Genomic DNA, 18,070 nt, shown 5'->3' on the forward strand with positions numbered 1-18,070 from the left:
ACAAACTTTACCTACACAACCAACAACCTAACATTCACGCCTGCGGCCAACTTCAATGGCACCACGAGTTTCACGTACACCATCTCGGACGGTAACGGCGGCAGCGCCACGGCGACCGTGACGGTCACGGTGACGCCAGTGAATGATCCGCCCACGGGCGTGGCCGATACCTTCACGGTTGCCGCCAACAGCGGTGCCAGCACGCTGGATGTGCTGGCCAACGATTCGAGCGCTCCCGATACGGGCGAGACGCTCACCGTCTCTGCCGTCACCCAGCCGACCAGCGGTGGCACGGTGTCGGTGGCGCCAGGGGGCAGCGGAGTCATCTTCACGCCGACGGCTGGTTACACGGGCTCGGTGAGCTTCACGTACACGGTGTCGGACGGCAACGGTGGTACGGCCATTGTCTCGGTCACGGTGATCGTGGGCTCCACCAACCACCAGCCGGTGGCGAACAACGACACGCTCACGGTGGATGAGGACAGCGCGGACACGGTGGTGGACGTGCTGGCCAACGACAGCACGGCGCCGGATACGGGCGAGACGCTCACCGTGACGGCGGTCACCCAACCGGCCAACGGCACGGTGACGCTGACAGGCGGAGTGGTGAGCTACCAGCCCAACCCCAACTTCAACGGCACCGACACCTTCACGTACACGATCTCCGACGGCAATGGCGGCTCGGCCACCGCCACGGTCACCGTCACCGTCACGCCGGTGAATGATCCGCCCGACGCGGTGGACGACACTGTCTCGGTGGGTGAGGACAGCGGGGCCACCGTGGTGGATGTGCTGGCCAATGACTCCATCGCGCCGGACACGGGTGAGACCCTGACGGTGACGGCGGTGACTCAGCCAGCCAACGGCACGGTGACGCTGGTGGGCGGCGTGGTGAGCTACCAGCCCAACCCCAACTTCAATGGCACCGACACGTTCACGTACACGGTGTCCGACGGCAATGGCGGCACGGACACCGCCACGGTGACGGTGAAGGTGACGCAGGTGAATGATCCGCCCACGGGTGTGGCGGACACGTTCACCGTTCCCGGGAACAGCGGTCCCACGACGCTGGATGTCCTGGCCAACGACTCGAGCGCTCCCGACACGGGCGAGACGCTCACCGTATCGGCGGTCTCCCAGCCGGCCAACGGCACGGTGACGCTGGTGGGCGGAGTGGTGAGCTATCAGCCCAAGGCCGGCTTCAATGGCACCGACACGTTCACGTACACGGTGTCGGACGGCAACGGGGGCAGCGCCATCGTCACGGTGACGGTGAATGTGACGGCGGTGAACAGCCCGCCCACCGCCAACGATGACACCGTCACGGTGGACGAGGACAGCGGCGGCACCGTGGTGGACGTGCTGGCCAACGACTCCACGGCGCCGGACACGGGCGAGACCCTCACGGTCACGGCGGTGACCCAGCCGTCCAGCGGCGGCACGGTGACGCTCAATGGCGGAGTGGTGACCTTCACTCCGGCGCAGGACTTCAATGGCACCGCGACGTTCACGTACACCGTGTCCGACGGCCACGGCGGCGACGACACCGCCACCGTCACGGTGACGGTGAAGCCGGTGAATGATCCGCCCACGGCCGTGGCCGACACGTTCCCGGTGGCGGAGGACAGTGGAGCCAGCACGCTGGATGTGCTGGCCAATGACTCCAGCGCGCCGGACTCGGGCGAGACACTGACGGTGACGGACGTGTCCCAGCCGGCCAGCGGCGGCACGGTGTCGGTGGCTCCGGACGGGAAGGGCGTGGTGTTCACTCCGGCGCCTGGCTTCACGGGCTCCGTGACGTTCACGTACACCGTGTCGGACGGCAACGGCGGGACCAGCACGGCCACCGTCATCGTCACCGTGGGCGTGATCGACTCCGATGGCGACGGTCTGAGCGATAGTCAGGAGCGCGAGCTGGGCACCGACCCCCACAATCCCGATACGGACGGTGACGGCCTGCAGGATGGGCTCGAGGTGGCCACCCACACGAACCCGCTCGATGACGACACGGATGACGACGGCATCAAGGACGGCACGGAGGACCGGAACCACAACGGCATCGTGGATTCGAACGAGACGGATCCCCGTGACTTCGACACGGACCGTGACGGGCTGAGCGATGGCCTCGAGCGGGGCCTGGCGCAGCCCGAGGGCAAGAACACGGATCCGGCTCGCTTCACGCCGGACACGGATCCCTCCACGACCACGGATCCGCTCAACCCCGACACCGACGGTGACACCCTCAAGGACGGCCAGGAGGATGCGGACCACAATGGCCAGCTCGGCGACGTGGAGTCGGATCCGAATGATCCCGACACCGACCACGGTGGCCTGAACGACGGCGAGGAGGTCGCTGCCGGCACCAACCCGCGCGACTACGCGGATGATCTGGCCGTCGCGGGCCGCGGTTGCGCCTCCACCGGCACGGGGACGCTGCTGCCCCTGATGATGCTGCTCGCCGTGCCGCTGCTGCGCCGCCGCCGCGCCCTCCGCTTCTCGGGGAAGGCGTGGGGGATGCTGGGCCTGCTGGCCGCCGTGCTCATCTCGGCGCCCGCGAGCGCCCAGAGCGCTCCCCCGGCCTCCGAGGGCATCGACGTGCAGCAGTTCAAGCCGGGCCCGGGCTGGAAGGACGTGCTGGATGTGCACAGCCCCCAGGTGGGCCGGCACCTCGGCTGGAACCTGGGCCTGTCCTTCAACTACGCGAAGGATCCGCTCAACTTCATCCGCCCGCGCACCGACGACTTCGTCTACGAGATCGTCAAGAACCAGTTCACCTTCGACTTGATGGGCGCCATCTCGCTCTTTGATCGGCTCGAGATCGGCGTGGCGCTGCCCATCACCTCACAGGGTTCGGCTTCCGCGCAGTCCGTGTCGCCCCTGCTCTCCGAGGGTGTGAGCGCCACCGGCGTGGGGGATCTGCGCCTGGTGCCCAAGGTGAGCCTGCTCTCCACCGACAGCGGGCTGCACCTGGGCATCGCGGTGCCGGTGCTGCTGCCCACCTCCGGAGGCAAGAGCTTCCTCGGCCGCAGTGGCCTGGCGGCGGCCCCGCGGCTGCTCGGCGAGTGGAGCAGTGAGGGCGGCCTGCGCGTGCTCGCCAACGTGGGCGTCAACCTCCAGCCCCAGGAGCAGTTCTACAACCTGAACGTGAGCAACGAGTTCGCCTACGGGCTCGGCGCGGAGGTGCCCTTCCAGGTGGGCGAGCACCGGCTGGCCGCTCAGGCCACGCTGGTGGGCGCTCTGGGGATGAAGCAAGCCAACACCGAGGAGCGTCCGCTGGAGCTGCTCGCCGCCCTGCGCTACCACTTAACGGACTCGCTGGCGGCGCACCTGGGCGGTGGCCCGGGCATCACCCGCGGCTACGGCACGCCGGGCTTCCGCATGTTCGCGGGCGTCATCTGGACCGAGGCCGAGCGGGCTGTCCCCGCTCGCGTCGAGCCGCCCCCACCACCCGCCAAGGTGTGCCCGTACGGCCCCGAGGACCTCGACGGCTTCCAGGACGACGATGGCTGCGCGGATCCGGACAATGACGGGGACGGCATCCTCGACGTGAACGATCGCTGCCCCAACGAGCCCGAGACGAAGAACGGCTTCGAGGACACCGACGGCTGCCCGGATGTGCTGCCCCCGCCTCCGCCGGTGGACTCGGATGGAGACGGCATCACCGACGACAAGGACAAGTGCCCCAACGCGCCCGAGGACAAGGACGGCTTCCAGGACGACGACGGCTGCCCGGATCCGGACAACGACAAGGACGGCGTGCCGGACGACAAGGACAAGTGCCCCAACGAGCCGGAGACCATCAACGGCTTCCAGGACGATGACGGCTGCCCGGACAAGGGCGAGGTGAAGGTCAAGGTCGAGGGCAAGAAGATCGTCATCCTCGACAAGGTGTACTTCGCCACCAACAAGGATCTGATCCTCGCCAAGTCCTTCCCGCTGCTGAAGCAGGTGGGCCAGGTGCTGCGCGCCAACCCGGAGATCACCAAGGTGCGCGTGGAGGGTCACACCGACAGCCAGGGCAATGACGCCGCCAACCTGGATCTGTCGCAGCGCCGCGCCAACAATGTGCGCAAGCGCCTGATCCAGCAGGAGGGCATTGCCCCCGAGCGGCTCGAGGCGGTGGGCTACGGCGAGACGCAGCCGGTGGACACCAACAAGACGGCCAAGGGCCGCGAGAACAACCGCCGCGTGGTGTTCACCATCCTCGAGACGAAGCCCTCGGAGCCCTAAGCTCCCTGAGCAGCCGAGCCCTGTAAGCGCAGCTCCCAGAGGCCCGTCCCGGAGATACGTCCTGGGCGGGCCTCTTCATGTGGCTCGGAGCGCTTCCCGGGGATTGACGCACCCCGTCCTGGCCTCCGGCATCCGCTTGACAGTAAAATCACACGGCCAGTTCCATCTCAACGAGGCGTCGCGTGCGCGGATGCCAGGGGGCCTCATGGCACGTTCTGTGGCAGTCACCATCTTGATGGCCGATGACGATGTGGATGATCGGGATCTCACCCAGGATGCCCTACGCAGGAACCAGCTGAACGGGGAGCTGAAGTGGGTCGAGGATGGAGAAGAGCTGCTCGACTACCTCAACCACCGTGGCCGCTACAGCGATCCGGGAGCGGCGCCTCGGCCGGGCATCATCCTGCTGGACCTGAACATGCCGCGGATGGATGGCCGCGAGGCCCTGCGGGAGATCAAGGCGAACCCGGAGCTGCGCCGCATCCCCATCATTATCCTGAGCACCTCGAGCGCGGACGAAGACGTGCTGCGCAGCTACGATCTGGGCGCTAACTGCTTCATCACCAAGCCCGGCACGTTCGAGCAGCTGGTCGACGTGGTCCGGGTCCTGGGTGAACACTGGTTCGAGAAGGCGAGACTCCCCCACGCGAGCGTTCAATGAAGTCCGAGCCCGCGGCGCCGTCGCTGCGCATCCTCCTCGTCGAGGATGATCAGGATGACTTCATCCTGGTGCGGGATGCGCTTCGGGGGCTGCGCGACGAGCGGCTGTCGCTCGAGTGGGTGGAGGATCCCGAGGAGGCCATCGAGATCATGGCCTCCGGGCTCCATGATGTGTGCCTGCTGGACTACCGGCTCGGGGCGTACACCGGGCTGGAGCTGATGGAGCAGGCGCGGCGGCGGGGGGCCCGCATGCCGGTCATCCTGCTGACGGGGCACTCGGACACCGACGTGGACCGCCAGGCCCTCGCGGCCGGGGTGGCGGACTTCCTGGTGAAGTCGCAGATGACGCCGGTGCTGCTGGAGCGGTCCATTCGCTACACGGTCCAGCACGCCCGGACGCTGGAGGCCCTGCAGCGCTCCCGGGCGAGCTTCCGCGAGCTCATCGAGCGGCTGCCCGATGGGGTGTGCGTGATCGACGGCTCGCGGCTCACCTACGTCAACCCGGCGCTCGTCCGGCTGTTGGGGTGTGACTCGGCGGCCGCGCTCCTGGGGCTGGAGGTGCGAGAGCTCGCCTCGCGCTTCTTCCCGCCGGAGGAGCGGGAGGAGATGCAGCGCGATCTGAGCCCCAGCCTGGAGAATGAGCGGCGCGAGCCCTTCCGCGAGCTTCACCTGGTGCGCACTTCGGGCGAGCGCATCCCCGCGGAGCTGGCCCGGTTCCCGGTGGGGTTCGAGGGGCAGCCGTGCACCATGTGGATCGCCCGGGACTTGACCGAGCGCAAGCGCATGCAGGCCCAGCTCGTGCTCACGGACCGGATGGCCTCGCTGGGCATGGTGGCGGGGATGATCGCCCACGACATCAACAACCCGCTGGCCTACGTGATCGCCAACCTCCACATCCTGGAGTCGGACGTGCTGCCCGGCCTGGTGATGACGGTCAGCCAGCGCGATGAGGTGCGGGCGCTCTTGTCGGATGCCAAGCTGGGGGCGGAGCGGGCGCGGGAGATCGTCCAGCAGTTCCGCATCTTCTCTCGCGGGGAGAAGGAGGCGCGGCGCGAGACGCTGGAGGTGCACCATGCGCTCGAGTCCGCGCTGCGGCTGGCGAGCAATGAGATCCGCCATCGCGCGCGGCTGGTGCGCGACTATGGCGAGCCCCTGCGGGTTCATGCGAACGAGGTGCAGCTGGGGCAGGTGCTGTTGAACCTGCTGGTCAACGCGGCCCAGGCCATCCCCGAGGGCGGGGTGGAGCGCAATGAGATCCGCGTCCTCACGCGGCTCCGAGGCACGGAGGCGGTGATCGAGATCCACGACACGGGCGTGGGGATTCCCTCGGACCGGCTGGAGCGGGTGTTCGAGCCGTTCTTCACCACCAAGCCCAGCGGCGTGGGCACGGGGCTGGGGCTGTCGATCTGCCGAAGCATCATCACCGCGCTCAGCGGCCGGCTGGAGCTGGAGAGCGAGGTGGGGCGGGGCAGCATCTTCCGCATCGTCCTGCCCTCGGTGGCTGCCTCCAGCATCACCGTGCTGCCTCCGCCGGTGCAGGCGCTGTCCTCTGGAGTCTCCCGGCGTGGGCGGATCCTCATCGTGGATGACGAGCCGTTGGTCAGCCAGGCCATCCGCCGGGCGCTCCAGCGCGAGCACGAGGTGATGGCGCTCACGAGCGCCCGCGAGGCCTTCACCCGGCTGACGCGCGGCGAGCAGTTCGATCTCATCCTCTGCGACATCATGATGCCGGAGATGAGCGGCATTGATCTGCACGAGGAGCTGGCCCGCGCCTCGCCGGCGCTCGCGGAGCGGATGGTGTTCCTGACGGGGGGCGCCTTCACTCCCCGGGCTCGCGAGTTCCTGAGCCAGATCAAGAACCCCTGCGTGGAGAAGCCCTTCCTGCCCAGGGATCTCCAGGAACTGGTGCGCTCTCTGCTGTCCGAGGACTCCGCCTCACCTGCCTGATCATGATCAGTGTCGGGTGCTTCGAGGTTGGGAGCGGAGCGCGCCGGGGAGTGAACGCTCGCGGGCCGGCGTGAATAAAGCCGCCGTGCACGCGTCAGGGAAGCTGGTAGGTCCGAGGAGTGGGTTGGGTGGTCGGGGGTCCTATGAGCACGGGGCGGACCGAGAGCTCTTCACTCTGAAGGCAGGCCTCTCATGCGGATGCGAAGGTGGCTGGCGCTCGCGCTCGCGAGCACGCTCGTGGGCTGCTACGTGGATCCCTACCCGGACGATCCTTCTTTTGACCCGGGCTCTCCGTCGGATTCCCCTCCGCCCATGGGGCCTGACGATTCGGTGGATTTCACCCCGCCACCCGCGCCGTTCCTTTCCTGGGCGCCAGGCTCGGGCGCGCAGCCACTCCCCCGGCTGGTGGCTCGCTCCGAGCGCGGCGCCACCATCCGGGTCTACAGCGGAAGCAGCTGCCTGGGCCTCAGCGTGGCGAAATCGGGCTCGGGCCAGGGCGCGTACTGCGAGCTGGCCATTGATGTGTCCCGGTACCCCGCGAGCAGCTACTCGGCTCGGGCGTATGACGAGGCTGGGAACAGCTCGGGGTGCAGCACCATCCCCGCTCCTGGCGGGTACGACACGCCGAGTGGGCCCGACACCACGCCGCCCGCCGTGCCGGTGATCACCGAGGCGAGCTGGCAGTACGGGAATACCCAGAATGGGCTGAGCGTGAAGGGAACCACGGAGCCCGGGGCCGAGGTGGGCGTCTTCATCGACTCGGAGTGCCAGGGCACCCCGGCGGCCACGGTGTTCGCGGGCTCGAGCGGGGCCTTCACCGCGGCGCTGTCCGTTGCGGCCTCCAGCCCGGCCACCGTCCGCCGGGTGTTCGTGGCCGCGCGGGACGCCGCGCTCAACGAGTCCGCGTGTGTCGAGGGTCCCTCGTACACGACGCCGTGCGCCATGGGCTACGCCGACTGCGATGGGAACCCGGCCAACGGCTGCGAGGTGAACCTCACGGAGGACGCGAACCACTGCGGCGCCTGTGGCACGAGCTGCCAGGGGCAGGGCAATGCGGGGGGAGTCTGCATGGCGGGGACGTGCGGCTACGCGTGCCCGGTGGGCCGGTATGACTGCGACGGGAGCCTGGCCAACGGCTGCGAGTCCACCGTGGCGTGCGGCCCGACGGTGTGCACCATCGATCGCTCGGCGGAGCTGGCCATCACCGCGCTCTCGGTGGTGGAGGATCCGGTGCGGGCGGCGCCGGGCGGGGCCTGGAGCTTCGGCACGCTGATGAGGGCGATGGCCGGGGATCAGGATCCCTCCGCGCTGGTGCGCCAGTGGCTGAAGACGTGGAACACGGCGCAGACGGTCAACGGCCTCACCCTGCCGGCGCGCCCACAGATGCGGACGATGGTGCTCGATCCCTGGGAGGCGAAGAGCGGCGGGCCGAACCAGCCGCTGGACTTCAGCCAGGCGCCGTTCCGGCTGCTGGCCATCATGAACCGCATGGATCTGCGCAACCCCGGCGTGCAGGCCGGCGAGGGCCGGTTCGTCTTCGGGGTGCTGGACTCGGCGGGCAACCCGCTCCAGTTCACCGTCATCCTGGAGTACGCGCTGCCCGGGGGCAGCCCGGAGGCCATCCAGGGCTGGGCTCGGGACTGGCACGCGCTGGGGCAGCTCGGGGTGAACAACCCGAACTACAACGCGAAGCTGCAGGCGCTGACGGACCGCTTCGCGAGGTCGGGGGTGATGACGGGCCGGCCCTTCGGCAACGCGCTCAATCAGATCCGCACCAACGAGGCCGAGCTGGCCGATCCCTGGGAGATGCGGGAGTTCAACCTGACGGACACGGGGCTGCGGCCCGCCACCGTGAAGCTGACGCCAGCGGCGGGGTTCGACAACTCGAGCGTGCTGGGCGACTTCATCCGCGCCAACCAGTCGGCCATCCTGGCCCAGCAGTACACGGTGCCGGAGCGCTTCGAGGGAATGTCGTTCCTGGGGGCGGCGGCGAAGGTGACGGATGGGTTCTTCTGGCGAGTGCCGGGCGTCACCTCGGAGGCCCGGCACACGTTCTCGCTCAACACGTGCAGCGGGTGTCACGCGGGGGAGACGGGCACGGACTTCACGCACATTGCTCCGCGGGCGGCGGGCCACGCGTCGGTGCTGTCGGCCTTCCTGCGGGGCGGCACGGTGAGGGATCCGGTGACGCAGGCTCCGAGGACCTTTGATGACCTGGGCCGTCGCGCCACGGACCTGGCGGCGCTGGTGTGCGGCACGCCGTCGACGCAGGGCCTGACGACGATGGAGACGTTCGGAGGCTTCCCGGTGCCGTCCAACCTGCCTCGGGCTCGCGTGCACTGACAGGGCGCGTTACACCTGGGTCTTGACGACGTCCTTGAGGCCGCTGGTGGCCTTCTCGACGACCTTGCTCGTCAGATCCAGCTCCAGCGTGTACTTGTACATGGAGGCCTGGAGCGACAGCAGCTCCGAGCTGGAGAACTGGCGGCCCGAGACGCCCGCGTCGATCAGCGTGTCCAGCCGCCGCTGTCCCTGCTCCAGCTCGCTCACCACGTGGGACACCATGTTCAGCGTGGGCTTCTCCGTCTTCGAGACGCTCTCTACCCGGTGCGTGGGGTCCACCCCCGGAGCGGACTCGGTCTTGCGCGCGGCGTCAGCGCCTCCCGCGGCCTGGGCCTTGTCCGCGAGCACCGTGTCGAACTTCGACTCGCCCTGCTTGCTCCGCGGCGGCACGTCCTGATCCGGCTGCTTCTGCTGCACGAGCTGCGTGGCGGAGATGGCTGGCATTGGACCCGTCATGGCTCTGGCTCCCGCGAAGTGGCTGCTGGCCGCCAGTATCTCCGCGCCCGCTGACACTCCCGGGCGCTACACTGGGGACATGCTGCCGGCCCTCGCGCTGCTGACCTCGTCCCTCCTGGCCCAGACGGCCTCCCCCACGACTTCCTCGGTGGAGGTGAAGCTGCCGTTCGTCACCACCCTCCACGTCGAGAACGACATCCTCGCCCGGAGCGACCGGTTCTATTCCAACGGCGTCCGCATCGAGCACTATGGCGAGTACGACGCGTGCCGCCTGCTCGCGCATGCACTCGGCTTCCCGGACGGGGTGGATCACCGCTACCCCTGCGGCGGCTCGCTGGCGCAGAACATCTACACGCCCAGCCACATCGTTCCCTATGCCGACGAGAACCCCTTTCCGGATCCGAGTGACCGGCCCTACGCCGGGTGGCTCCATGCGGGGCCCTTCTTCCAGCACCTCCACGCCGCCCCGGAGCCCATCGACTCCTCGCGGCTCACGCTTCAGGCCACGGTGGGTGTCACCGGACCGGCCTCGCTCTCGGGGCAGACGCAGACCGGGTGGCACTCGTTGCTGAATCACATCTTCGGCCGCACAGTTGCCAGGCTCCCGGTCGGCTGGGAGCACCAACTGCCCACCGAGCCCGCATTCGAAGTCTCCGCGCTGCGCGAGCAGCCCCTGCTGTGGAGCCCTTATGTCGACGCCACCTGGGCCGCGGGGGGGATGCTGGGCACCGTCCTGGTCAACGCGAGCGTCGGGGCCACGGTGCGCGTGGGCCTGCTCGCACGGCCGTTCCAGCTCGCGCCCATCATGCCCTCCGTCCTCCAGGCGCTGGAGGCTCAGCGCGCGGCCGAAGGCCATGCCCCCGAGGTGAGCACCCGCGCCGCGACGCCGGAGCGCCTCTGGGAGGCCTACTTCTTCGCTCGCGGGCAGGGGCGGTACGTGGCGCGCAACCTGTTCCTGGATGGGACGCTGTTCCGCCCAAGCCTCAGCGTGCGGAAGACTCCCTTCGTGGGGGACAGTGAGTTTGGCGCGGCCGTGCGCACCCCGGTATTCCAGCTCGACGTGAGCATGGTCTTCCGCTCGCAGGAGATGGCCGATCCTCCCAATCCTCTCGTCTCCGGCCACCGCTTCACGCAGGTCCAGCTCACCTACCTCCACTGAGCGCGTCGCGTCAGGAGTGGCTGAGCTGGAGGGAGAGCGAGGCCTCCGGTGGGCGGTGGCTCCAGGTGAGGAAGGACTCGCGGAACTCGTCCACCGTCTTCGCCAGCGGGCCGCCGGGCCTGGCCGAGAGGGCCTCGGCTCCGGTGGAGCCTCTCGTGGACAGGCCGATGATGAACGGGCCCTCGGGCTGCGCGGTGGGGAAGGGCCTCGCGAAGAGCCGCCGGTCTCCCTCCAGCCGGTACACCAGTGACGTGAGGTGCCCGAGCACCCAGCCTGCCGCCGTCTCTCGCGCCTCGGGTGAGGGCGCCTCCACGGACACCACCAGCCGGGTCGTCTCTCGCGAGAAGTCGATGGGCTCGAAGAGCGCCTCCCAGGCCGCCGGGGTTGCTTCGGTACGCGCTCGGTGGATGAGCTCCCGTGCTCGGGCGAGCTCCTCACGGAGCACTTGGAGCGTCGAGCGCGACACGTTGCGCGCGGTGTTGCGCGGGGGCAGCGCGGGGGCGACCACTGGCATCAGGTCTCGCTTCCCGTTGGGGCTGTAGCGCGCCGTCTCCGGCGTCACCGTCACCGGCTGGGGCCACGGCCAGGAGGCGAACGTCTCGAAGAAGTGCGTGAGCAGGCGCTCGTCCGAGCTCGCTGCATCCCGAGGCGCTCGCAAGCTGGTCCAGGCCGCCATGACGGCCCAGGACAGCCCGCCCAGATAGCCCAGCGCGTGCGAGTACACCCCGCGCGCCTTGGCCCAGGCTCTCACGGCGCGCAGGATGACTCGGAAGCGCTCGGGGCCAGCGCCCTCGCGCTCCACGGCTTCGAGCAGCGCGTTCGTGTCCGCCCAGCCATTGAGCGAACGGAAGCCGGCCATGTCCAGGTGCTCTCCGTGCTGGGCGAGCAACTCCGCGGGCGGGCAAGGCTCCAGGCCTTCGGGGCGGCTCGCGTACGACACATCGAAGTGCACGCCGTCGAGCGACAGCTTCACCATGGGAATGGCGGCGTCGGCCACGAAGCGCCCGCTCGCCGTGCCACCCTGCCTGGACAGCTCCTGAATGAGCGCGTGCGCGAAGTCCTCCCGAGACAGGTGCGAGGGGCCGACCGCCACCGCGTCCACGTCGCTGCTCGCGCTGCCCGTGCCGAGTAGATAGGAGCCATACGGGTGAAGCCGCAGCCCGAGCCGCTCGCAGACGGCCTCGAGCCGAGCCACCGCCGCCGTGCGCTGCTGTCGCGCTTCGTCGGATTCCCACTCGCCGCGCGCCACCAGCACCTCGCGCAGCATCCCTGGCTTCTCCTGCGAGGAGCGTGCGCCCTCTGCTGGACCGGGCCGCTCTCCCGAGGGAGCCGCCGGGGGCGCCGAGCCCGGAGAGGGACGGTTTCCACCCGAGCCGGGCCGGTTGCCTCCGCCGAGCTGCACGCGTCGCCGTACCTCGAACGGAACGTCGCCGCGCCGGCTGATGAGGCATACCTCGCGCACCTCGAAGGTGAGGGGCTTCCAGTCCCGCTCCCAGGCGGACAGCGTGCGGCGGAGCTCCGCGGGGCTCGAGCGTGGAAGCTGGCCCACGCTCAGGTGTGGGGTGAATCCATGCTCGGACTTGCGGCCCTGCTCATCGCACTGGGGCAGCGCTGACTGGAGCGCCGCCTGTAAGGCCTTGAGCGCTCCGTGAGGGTGATCCTCCGGGCGCAGCCACGCCGTCACGCTGCCGCGATGCTCGAAGTGGCCGAAGCCAGAGAGCGTCACCTGGAACGGAGCCAGGTGGCGCAGGGCCTCCGCGATGAGCGTCTCCGCCTCGGCGAAGTGCTCCTCCGGCACGAACGGGTAGAGCAGCGTCACATGGGGCATCCAGCGCTCGTAGTTCTGATCATGCTTGGAGCGCAGGGTCTCGATGGGACCCCACAGCTCCTCGGGAGGAATCAGCACCACCGCCGCCTGATGCATGGGGGGCACCGAGAGCACCCGAGGCGAGCCCTGGACACGCTGAGGCGCGGGAGCTGTCTGGGAGGGAACGCCTCGGACGAGCGTGCAGCTCAGCCCGAAGTGATCCGACACGAACAGTGGATCCCCTCCGGGAGAAGGACGGCCAGAGAGAGGCTCCTCGCCGAAGAGGCTCACCTTCCGAGGCGTGAGCCGCCCCGAGACTGAGCGCACCAACACGCGATCCAGCCGCTGGCTGTGCCCGGAGCTGGTCGTGAGCGCGGCCATGGCGTTGCGCGCCGGGTCGTACGTGGACCCGGCTTCGCCCGGGCGCAGCACCTTCCACGCATCGATGAAGTCCGCATCCACGAAGGATTGGACCTCGGGAGCGTCGTCGCCGAAGTTGAAGTCTCCCACGACCAGGAGATCCACCGGCTCGGGCCCGTGGGCTTCGAGTGACCGGGCCCACTCAATCAACGTTCGGATCTGCGCGGCCCGCGAGCCAACACCCGATGGGTCCCGGCTGCTCGTGAGGTGCAGCGTGGCCACCCACAGCGGGCCCCCGCGCAGCGCGAACTCCCCGGCGATGATCCGCTTGTCTCGGCTGAAGACGCTCTGGCTCAGCGAGGCGAACGGGAAGCGGGACAGGAGCACCTGGCCGTACGGGGTGACCGTGGCGGCGGCCGGGCCTTCCGAGAGGAAGAAGTGCTCGCGGACCCATTGGGTGTCGAGCAGCGCGGTGAGGAAGGGAGGCGTCACCTCCTGCAGCGCGATGAGATCCGCGTCCACCGAGCGCAGCAGGTTGATGGCCGCCACGGTCCGCCTGCGGGTGTCGAGCAGATCCGGATCGTACAGATCAAACAGGACGTTCAGCGAGGCGACGGTGAGCTCCTCCAGCGCGGGGAGCGTCTCCGGGCTGGTGGAGGCCTGGGAGGCTTCGACCCAGGAGAGGGCCTTCGAGTCATAGCGATAGGAGGGAAGGCGAGTGAAGGGGTGTTTCTCGAGCCCGTGGTGCGATGACGACGGTGGCGGAGCCGGTGGCGTGGGCTCTTCCGGAGCCGAGGGAACGAGCGTGGCCAGCGTGTCGATGCGCTTGCGCCGGTCCCACACCACCTCGGGGCCTCGGCGGAAGTACCAGACGCGGTGCCAGGGGAGCTCTCCGTCGGGGACGAAGGCCTCGAAGGGCATCTCCTCCAGCTGCTCGGAGTGCGCGTCGTAGCCGATGACGAACTCGCGCGCGTCGAGCCGCGGATCCCAGCGGATGCGGTGGTAGACCTCGCGGCTGGTCGTGAAGCGGTCCTGAGACATGGCTGCGACCCTGGGCGAAATGGAGAGGACTCGGAGGGGCCTCGGTTCCGAGGCCGATCTACTCCGAACGTACGCGGGAAGAAGCCTCGCGCGGCGGCACCTGACGCCACCCTCGTGAACAGGCTGACACGCCTCCCGGCGCTCATGCGGCTCGGAGCGCGAGGGGACGCACAGCTCGACGGTGCTCCGCAAGGGCTGGGTTCACCTCTCACCTCCGGTGCCGAAACCGTCCAACCGCTACACCGCAAACAGAGATCTCCGAGATCGCTGCGTGCCTCCAAGGTGCGTTTATGTAGAAATTCAGGGTCTCCTCGGTTTCTTGGATCCCAGAAAAAGAAGTTGTCTCAACATTCGCGTGGCTGTGGTCGGCAGCGAATCGGGAACGCCCGAGAACAAGGAGACGCGACATGCATCAGGCACGCGGCATCCGTGGAATGAAGCGCTTCGTACGTGGAAGCTGGATGGCGGGGTTGGTGGCGTTGGCAGTGAGTGGAGGTTGCAGCAGGACGGGCTCGGAGGATGACGCGCAGGCTCGAGCAGGAGCCAACCTCGCGGACAGCTGCCAGGTCGTCCCGCCCTTCACTCCGAACTTCGAGCCCGAGCTGGAGTGGGCGTGGACCGGCAGCCCCATCCTCCCCGAGTTCAACCAGGTGATGATGACGCCGGCCGTGGCGGACGTGAACCAGGACGGGATCCCCGACATCATCTTCACCACCTTCCATGACGCGCCTCCCGACGAGACGGACTGGAAGGAGGGCGTGCTGCGCGCCATCAGCGGCGATGACGGGCATGATCTGTGGACCGTCATTGATCCGGCCTACCGGATCAAGGGTGCCTCCAGCATCGCGGTGGGCGACATCGACAACGATGGCAAGGTGGAGATCTGCGGCATCCCGTACGACGGGCGCGGCATCATCTGTTACGAGAACGATGGCGCCTTCAAGTTCCGCACGGCCCCGGATGCCTTCGACTACAACGAGTGGGGCGGCCCCTCGATCGCGGATCTCGACGGTGATGGAGTCCCGGAGATCCTCGACGGCAACCGCGTCTACAGCAACACGGGCGCGCTGAAGTGGGTGGGCTCGGATGGCATGGGCGGCGCGCAGTACACCGGCCCGGTGTCCTTCGCCGCCGACATTGATGGCGACGGCCAGCAGGAGCTCGTCAACGGCCGCTCGGTGTACCGGGCCGATGGCAGCCTGAAGTGCGCCAACACCAGCATCCCCTCGGGCCTGTCGGCGGTGGGCAACTTCGACGGCGACACGAAGGGAGAGATTGTCGTGTCGGGCAACGGCAAGGTGAGCCTGCTCGATGACGACTGCACGCTGCTGTGGAGCCACGACATCCCGGGTGGCTGTGTGACGGGCTGCGGTGGCGCCCCCACCATCGCGGATCTGGATCATGACGGCCAGCCCGAGGTGGCCGTGGTGGGTGAGAACGCCATCAGCGTCTTCGAGGCCGATGGCACCCTGAAGTGGACCAGCACCATCCAGGACTGGAGCTCCGGCAAGACGGGTAGCTCCGCGTTCGACTTCGAGGATGATGGGCAGCTCGAGCTGGTCTACGCGGACGAGGTGTCGCTGCGCATCTACGACGGCGCCACGGGCGCGGTGCGCTGGCAGACGCGGCACGGCTCGGGCACCACGCACGAGAACCCGGTCATCGCGGATGTGGATGGGGACCTGGCGGCGGACATCGTGGTCGTGGAGAACGATCTGGCGTATCCGCCGTACCACGGCATCCGCGTGTATCACGACAAGCACGAGGGCTGGGCGCGCACGCGGGGCATGTGGAACCAGCACGCGTACTCGGTCACCAACGTCAACAACGACGGCACCATCCCGGCCCACCCGGTGAGCCACTGGCTGAAGCCCAAGCTCAACACCTTCCACTCCAACGTCGCCAACTACTTTGGCGATGGCACCAATCCCTATGCCGCGGCCGATCTGGCGGTCTCTCAGGTGAGCGCCGCGTGCGAGGGCTCCACGCTGAGCCTCAACGCCAGCATCACCAACCAGGGTGGCAAGGCCGTGCCCAGCGGGCTCAAGGTGTCCTTCTACCGGGGCAACCCGGCCTCGGGTGGCTCGCTGCTGGGGGTGACCACCATCACCAGCTCCATCGCCGCGGGGGCCACCGTGCCCGTGACGCTGAGGGTGGGCGGACAGCCCGCGGCCGGCTCCGACCAGGTCTTCATCGTCGCGGATGATGACGGCACGGGCGCGGGACAGGACGCCGAGTGCAATGAGACCAACAACAGCGCCTCTGGCTCCGTGGACTTCTCGTGCGGCGCGCCCGCGGCCAACCAGCCGCCGGTGGCCATCTGCCAGAACATCACCGTCAACGCGGATGGCGAGTGCCAGGGCAGCGGCAGCGTGAACAACGGCAGCTATGATCCGGACCACGGGCCTGGCTCGCTCACCGTCTCCGAGGCGCCGGCCGGTCCGTTCGGCCTGGGGGCCCACCCCGTCACCGTGACGGCCAATGACGGCGCCGCCAGCGCGCAGTGCGTGGGCACCGTCACCGTGGTGGACACCACGGCGCCCGCCGTGAGCTGCCCCGCCTCGCAGACGATCGACACCTGCTCCACGGAGGGCGCGGTGGCCTCGTTCCAGGCCTCGGCGACCGACAACTGCGGCGCGGCTCCGGTGCAGTGCTCGGCGGCCTCCGGCGGCACCTTCGCGGTGGGCACCACGGCTGTGACTTGCACCTCTGCGGACGGCTCCGGCAACACCTCGGCGTGCAGCTTCAACGTGACGGTGCGCCCGGAGACCACGCCGCCGACCATCAGCTGCCCGGCGCCCATCGTGCTCAACGCCTGCGCGGAGGGCGGCCCCGTGGCCACCTTCAACGTGACGGCCACGGACAACTGCGGCGCGGCGACGGTCACCTGCTCGCACGCCTCCGGCTCCACCTTCCCCGTGGGCACGACGGACGTCACCTGCACCGCGACGGACGCGCTGGGCAACACCGCCTCGTGCGGCTTCACCGTCACCACGAGCGACGAGGGCTCCTCGGGCTCGCCCACGCCGGGCGCGGACCTGGGCGACGAGCTGTGGCCGCCCAACCACAAGTACGTGGACATCGCGCTCTCCGACTGCGCGGCGCCGGCGCAGAACAGCTGCGGTGGCACGCTGCCGCTGGAGCAGTTCGGCACCATCTTCCGCGTCGCCTCGGACGAGGTGGAGGACGCCAACGGCAATGGCGATGGCCGCACCTGCGATGACATCGTCATCTCGGCGGACGGCAAGTCCGTGCAGGTGCGCTCCGAGCGCGAGGGCACGGGCGACGGCCGCGTCTACACCGTCTACTACTCCATCACCAGCCCGTCGGGCAGCAGCGCCCAGAGCTCGTGCCACGTGTACGTGCCTCACGATCAGTCCGACAACCATGACGTGGTGGACAGCGGCGTGCACTACTGCGTCGGCGCGGGTTGCCCCGCTGGCACGGGGGGCAGCCCGCTCTGCAACTGAGAGTGGCTGAAGCAGCCGCCTTGAAGTGAATGAGGGCTCGGGGCCATGGGTCGGCTCCGAGCCCTTCGTTCGTTTTGGCCCACCGCGCCCGCGACTGCACTAGCATCCGCCCCCATGGCGACTCGGAAGAAGGCGGCAAAGAAGGCTGCGGCGAAGAAGGCCTCGGCGAAGAAGGCTCCGGTTCGGACGCCGGTGGGGCCCTCGGCCCGCGAGCGCGGGGTGACCGTGGCGTCCTACGTCGCCAGCCTGCGAGACTGGCGCGGCGAGACGATCTCCGCCCTGCGCCGCCTCATCCGCGAGGCCTCGCCCGATGCCGTCGAGTCCATCAAGTGGGGCCAGCCCGTCTATGAGGCCCAGGGCCCGTTCGCGTACATCAAGGCGTACAAGAGCCACGTCAACTTCGGCTTCTGGCGCGGCGCCGAGCTGACCGACCCCAAGGGCATCCTCCAGGGAAGCGGCAGCCGGATGCGTCACGTGGAGCTGCGCAGCCCCGCGGACATCGACACCGCCACGCTCCAGGGCATGGTGCGCACCGCCGTGGAGCTCAACCGCATCAAGGGTGATCCGGCGAAGCGGCGCTGAGCCCGCTCGCGAGAG

The 18,070-nt window shown here is 68.9% G+C and carries 9 protein-coding genes; 7 read left to right on the top strand and 2 right to left on the bottom strand.

Annotated features, from left to right (window positions below; translation table 11 throughout):
• From ACJ8AT_RS15805 to ACJ8AT_RS15820, 4 genes are all read left to right on the top strand, one after another.
• On the top strand, positions 1-4,230 hold a 4,230-nt coding region (locus ACJ8AT_RS15805; protein WP_407738561.1), incomplete at its 5' end, for an Ig-like domain-containing protein.
• A gap of 205 nt (positions 4,231-4,435) precedes the next feature.
• Complete coding sequence (locus tag ACJ8AT_RS15810) at positions 4,436-4,891, top strand: response regulator (protein WP_407738562.1); 456 nt, start codon at positions 4,436-4,438, stop codon at positions 4,889-4,891.
• Complete coding sequence (locus ACJ8AT_RS15815; protein ID WP_407738563.1) at positions 4,888-6,837, top strand: response regulator; 1,950 nt, start codon at positions 4,888-4,890, stop codon at positions 6,835-6,837. Before ACJ8AT_RS15810 ends, ACJ8AT_RS15815 begins: the two co-directional genes overlap by 4 nt.
• A 192-nt stretch (positions 6,838-7,029) precedes the next feature.
• Positions 7,030-9,180, top strand: coding sequence for a hypothetical protein (locus ACJ8AT_RS15820; RefSeq protein WP_407738564.1), 2,151 nt, complete (start codon positions 7,030-7,032; stop codon positions 9,178-9,180).
• A 9-nt stretch (positions 9,181-9,189) separates the two neighbouring features.
• Here the strand turns inward: ACJ8AT_RS15820 and ACJ8AT_RS15825 are convergent, their stop codons facing one another.
• Entirely contained in the window at positions 9,190-9,636 is a 447-nt protein-coding gene (locus ACJ8AT_RS15825; RefSeq protein WP_407738565.1) for an ATP-dependent helicase HrpB, read from the bottom strand.
• Between ACJ8AT_RS15825 and ACJ8AT_RS15830 the strand changes: the two genes are divergently transcribed.
• Positions 9,635-10,795: a lipid A deacylase LpxR family protein gene (locus tag ACJ8AT_RS15830; RefSeq protein WP_407738566.1), complete on the top strand. Its 1,161-nt coding sequence runs from the start codon at positions 9,635-9,637 to the stop codon at positions 10,793-10,795. The genes ACJ8AT_RS15825 and ACJ8AT_RS15830 overlap by 2 nt on opposite strands.
• A gap of 10 nt (positions 10,796-10,805) precedes the next feature.
• Here the strand turns inward: ACJ8AT_RS15830 and ACJ8AT_RS15835 are convergent, their stop codons facing one another.
• Positions 10,806-14,003, bottom strand: a complete 3,198-nt coding sequence (locus tag ACJ8AT_RS15835; protein ID WP_407738567.1) for a poly(A) polymerase — start codon at positions 14,001-14,003, stop codon at positions 10,806-10,808.
• A gap of 407 nt (positions 14,004-14,410) precedes the next feature.
• Here ACJ8AT_RS15835 and ACJ8AT_RS15840 point away from each other — a divergent pair, with 407 nt between their 5' ends.
• Both ACJ8AT_RS15840 and ACJ8AT_RS15845 read left to right on the top strand, forming a co-directional pair.
• On the top strand, positions 14,411-17,473 hold the full coding sequence (locus ACJ8AT_RS15840) for an FG-GAP-like repeat-containing protein (RefSeq protein WP_407738568.1): 3,063 nt from the start codon (positions 14,411-14,413) through the stop codon (positions 17,471-17,473).
• A gap of 114 nt (positions 17,474-17,587) precedes the next feature.
• The gene (locus tag ACJ8AT_RS15845; RefSeq protein WP_407738569.1) at positions 17,588-18,055 is read left to right on the top strand and encodes a DUF1801 domain-containing protein; all 468 of its coding nucleotides are present in this window, start codon (positions 17,588-17,590) and stop codon (positions 18,053-18,055) included.
• The last annotated feature ends 15 nt before the right edge of the window (positions 18,056-18,070 follow it).

This window comes from Hyalangium sp., from assembly GCF_045802625.1.
Lineage (GTDB): Bacteria > Myxococcota > Myxococcia > Myxococcales > Myxococcaceae > Hyalangium.

Bases quoted from the DNA above. Each gene is read 5' to 3' on its own strand.
- ACJ8AT_RS15810 (WP_407738562.1), top strand. From the start codon at position 4,436: ATGGCACGTTCTGTGGCAGTCACCATCTTGATGGCCGATGACGATGTG.
- ACJ8AT_RS15815 (WP_407738563.1), top strand. From the start codon at position 4,888: ATGAAGTCCGAGCCCGCGGCGCCGTCGCTGCGCATCCTCCTCGTCGAG.
- ACJ8AT_RS15820 (WP_407738564.1), top strand. From the start codon at position 7,030: ATGCGGATGCGAAGGTGGCTGGCGCTCGCGCTCGCGAGCACGCTCGTG.
- ACJ8AT_RS15830 (WP_407738566.1), top strand. From the start codon at position 9,635: ATGGCTCTGGCTCCCGCGAAGTGGCTGCTGGCCGCCAGTATCTCCGCG.
- ACJ8AT_RS15825 (WP_407738565.1), bottom strand. From the start codon at position 9,636: ATGACGGGTCCAATGCCAGCCATCTCCGCCACGCAGCTCGTGCAGCAG.
- ACJ8AT_RS15835 (WP_407738567.1), bottom strand. From the start codon at position 14,003: ATGTCTCAGGACCGCTTCACGACCAGCCGCGAGGTCTACCACCGCATC.
- ACJ8AT_RS15840 (WP_407738568.1), top strand. From the start codon at position 14,411: ATGCATCAGGCACGCGGCATCCGTGGAATGAAGCGCTTCGTACGTGGA.
- ACJ8AT_RS15845 (WP_407738569.1), top strand. From the start codon at position 17,588: ATGGCGACTCGGAAGAAGGCGGCAAAGAAGGCTGCGGCGAAGAAGGCC.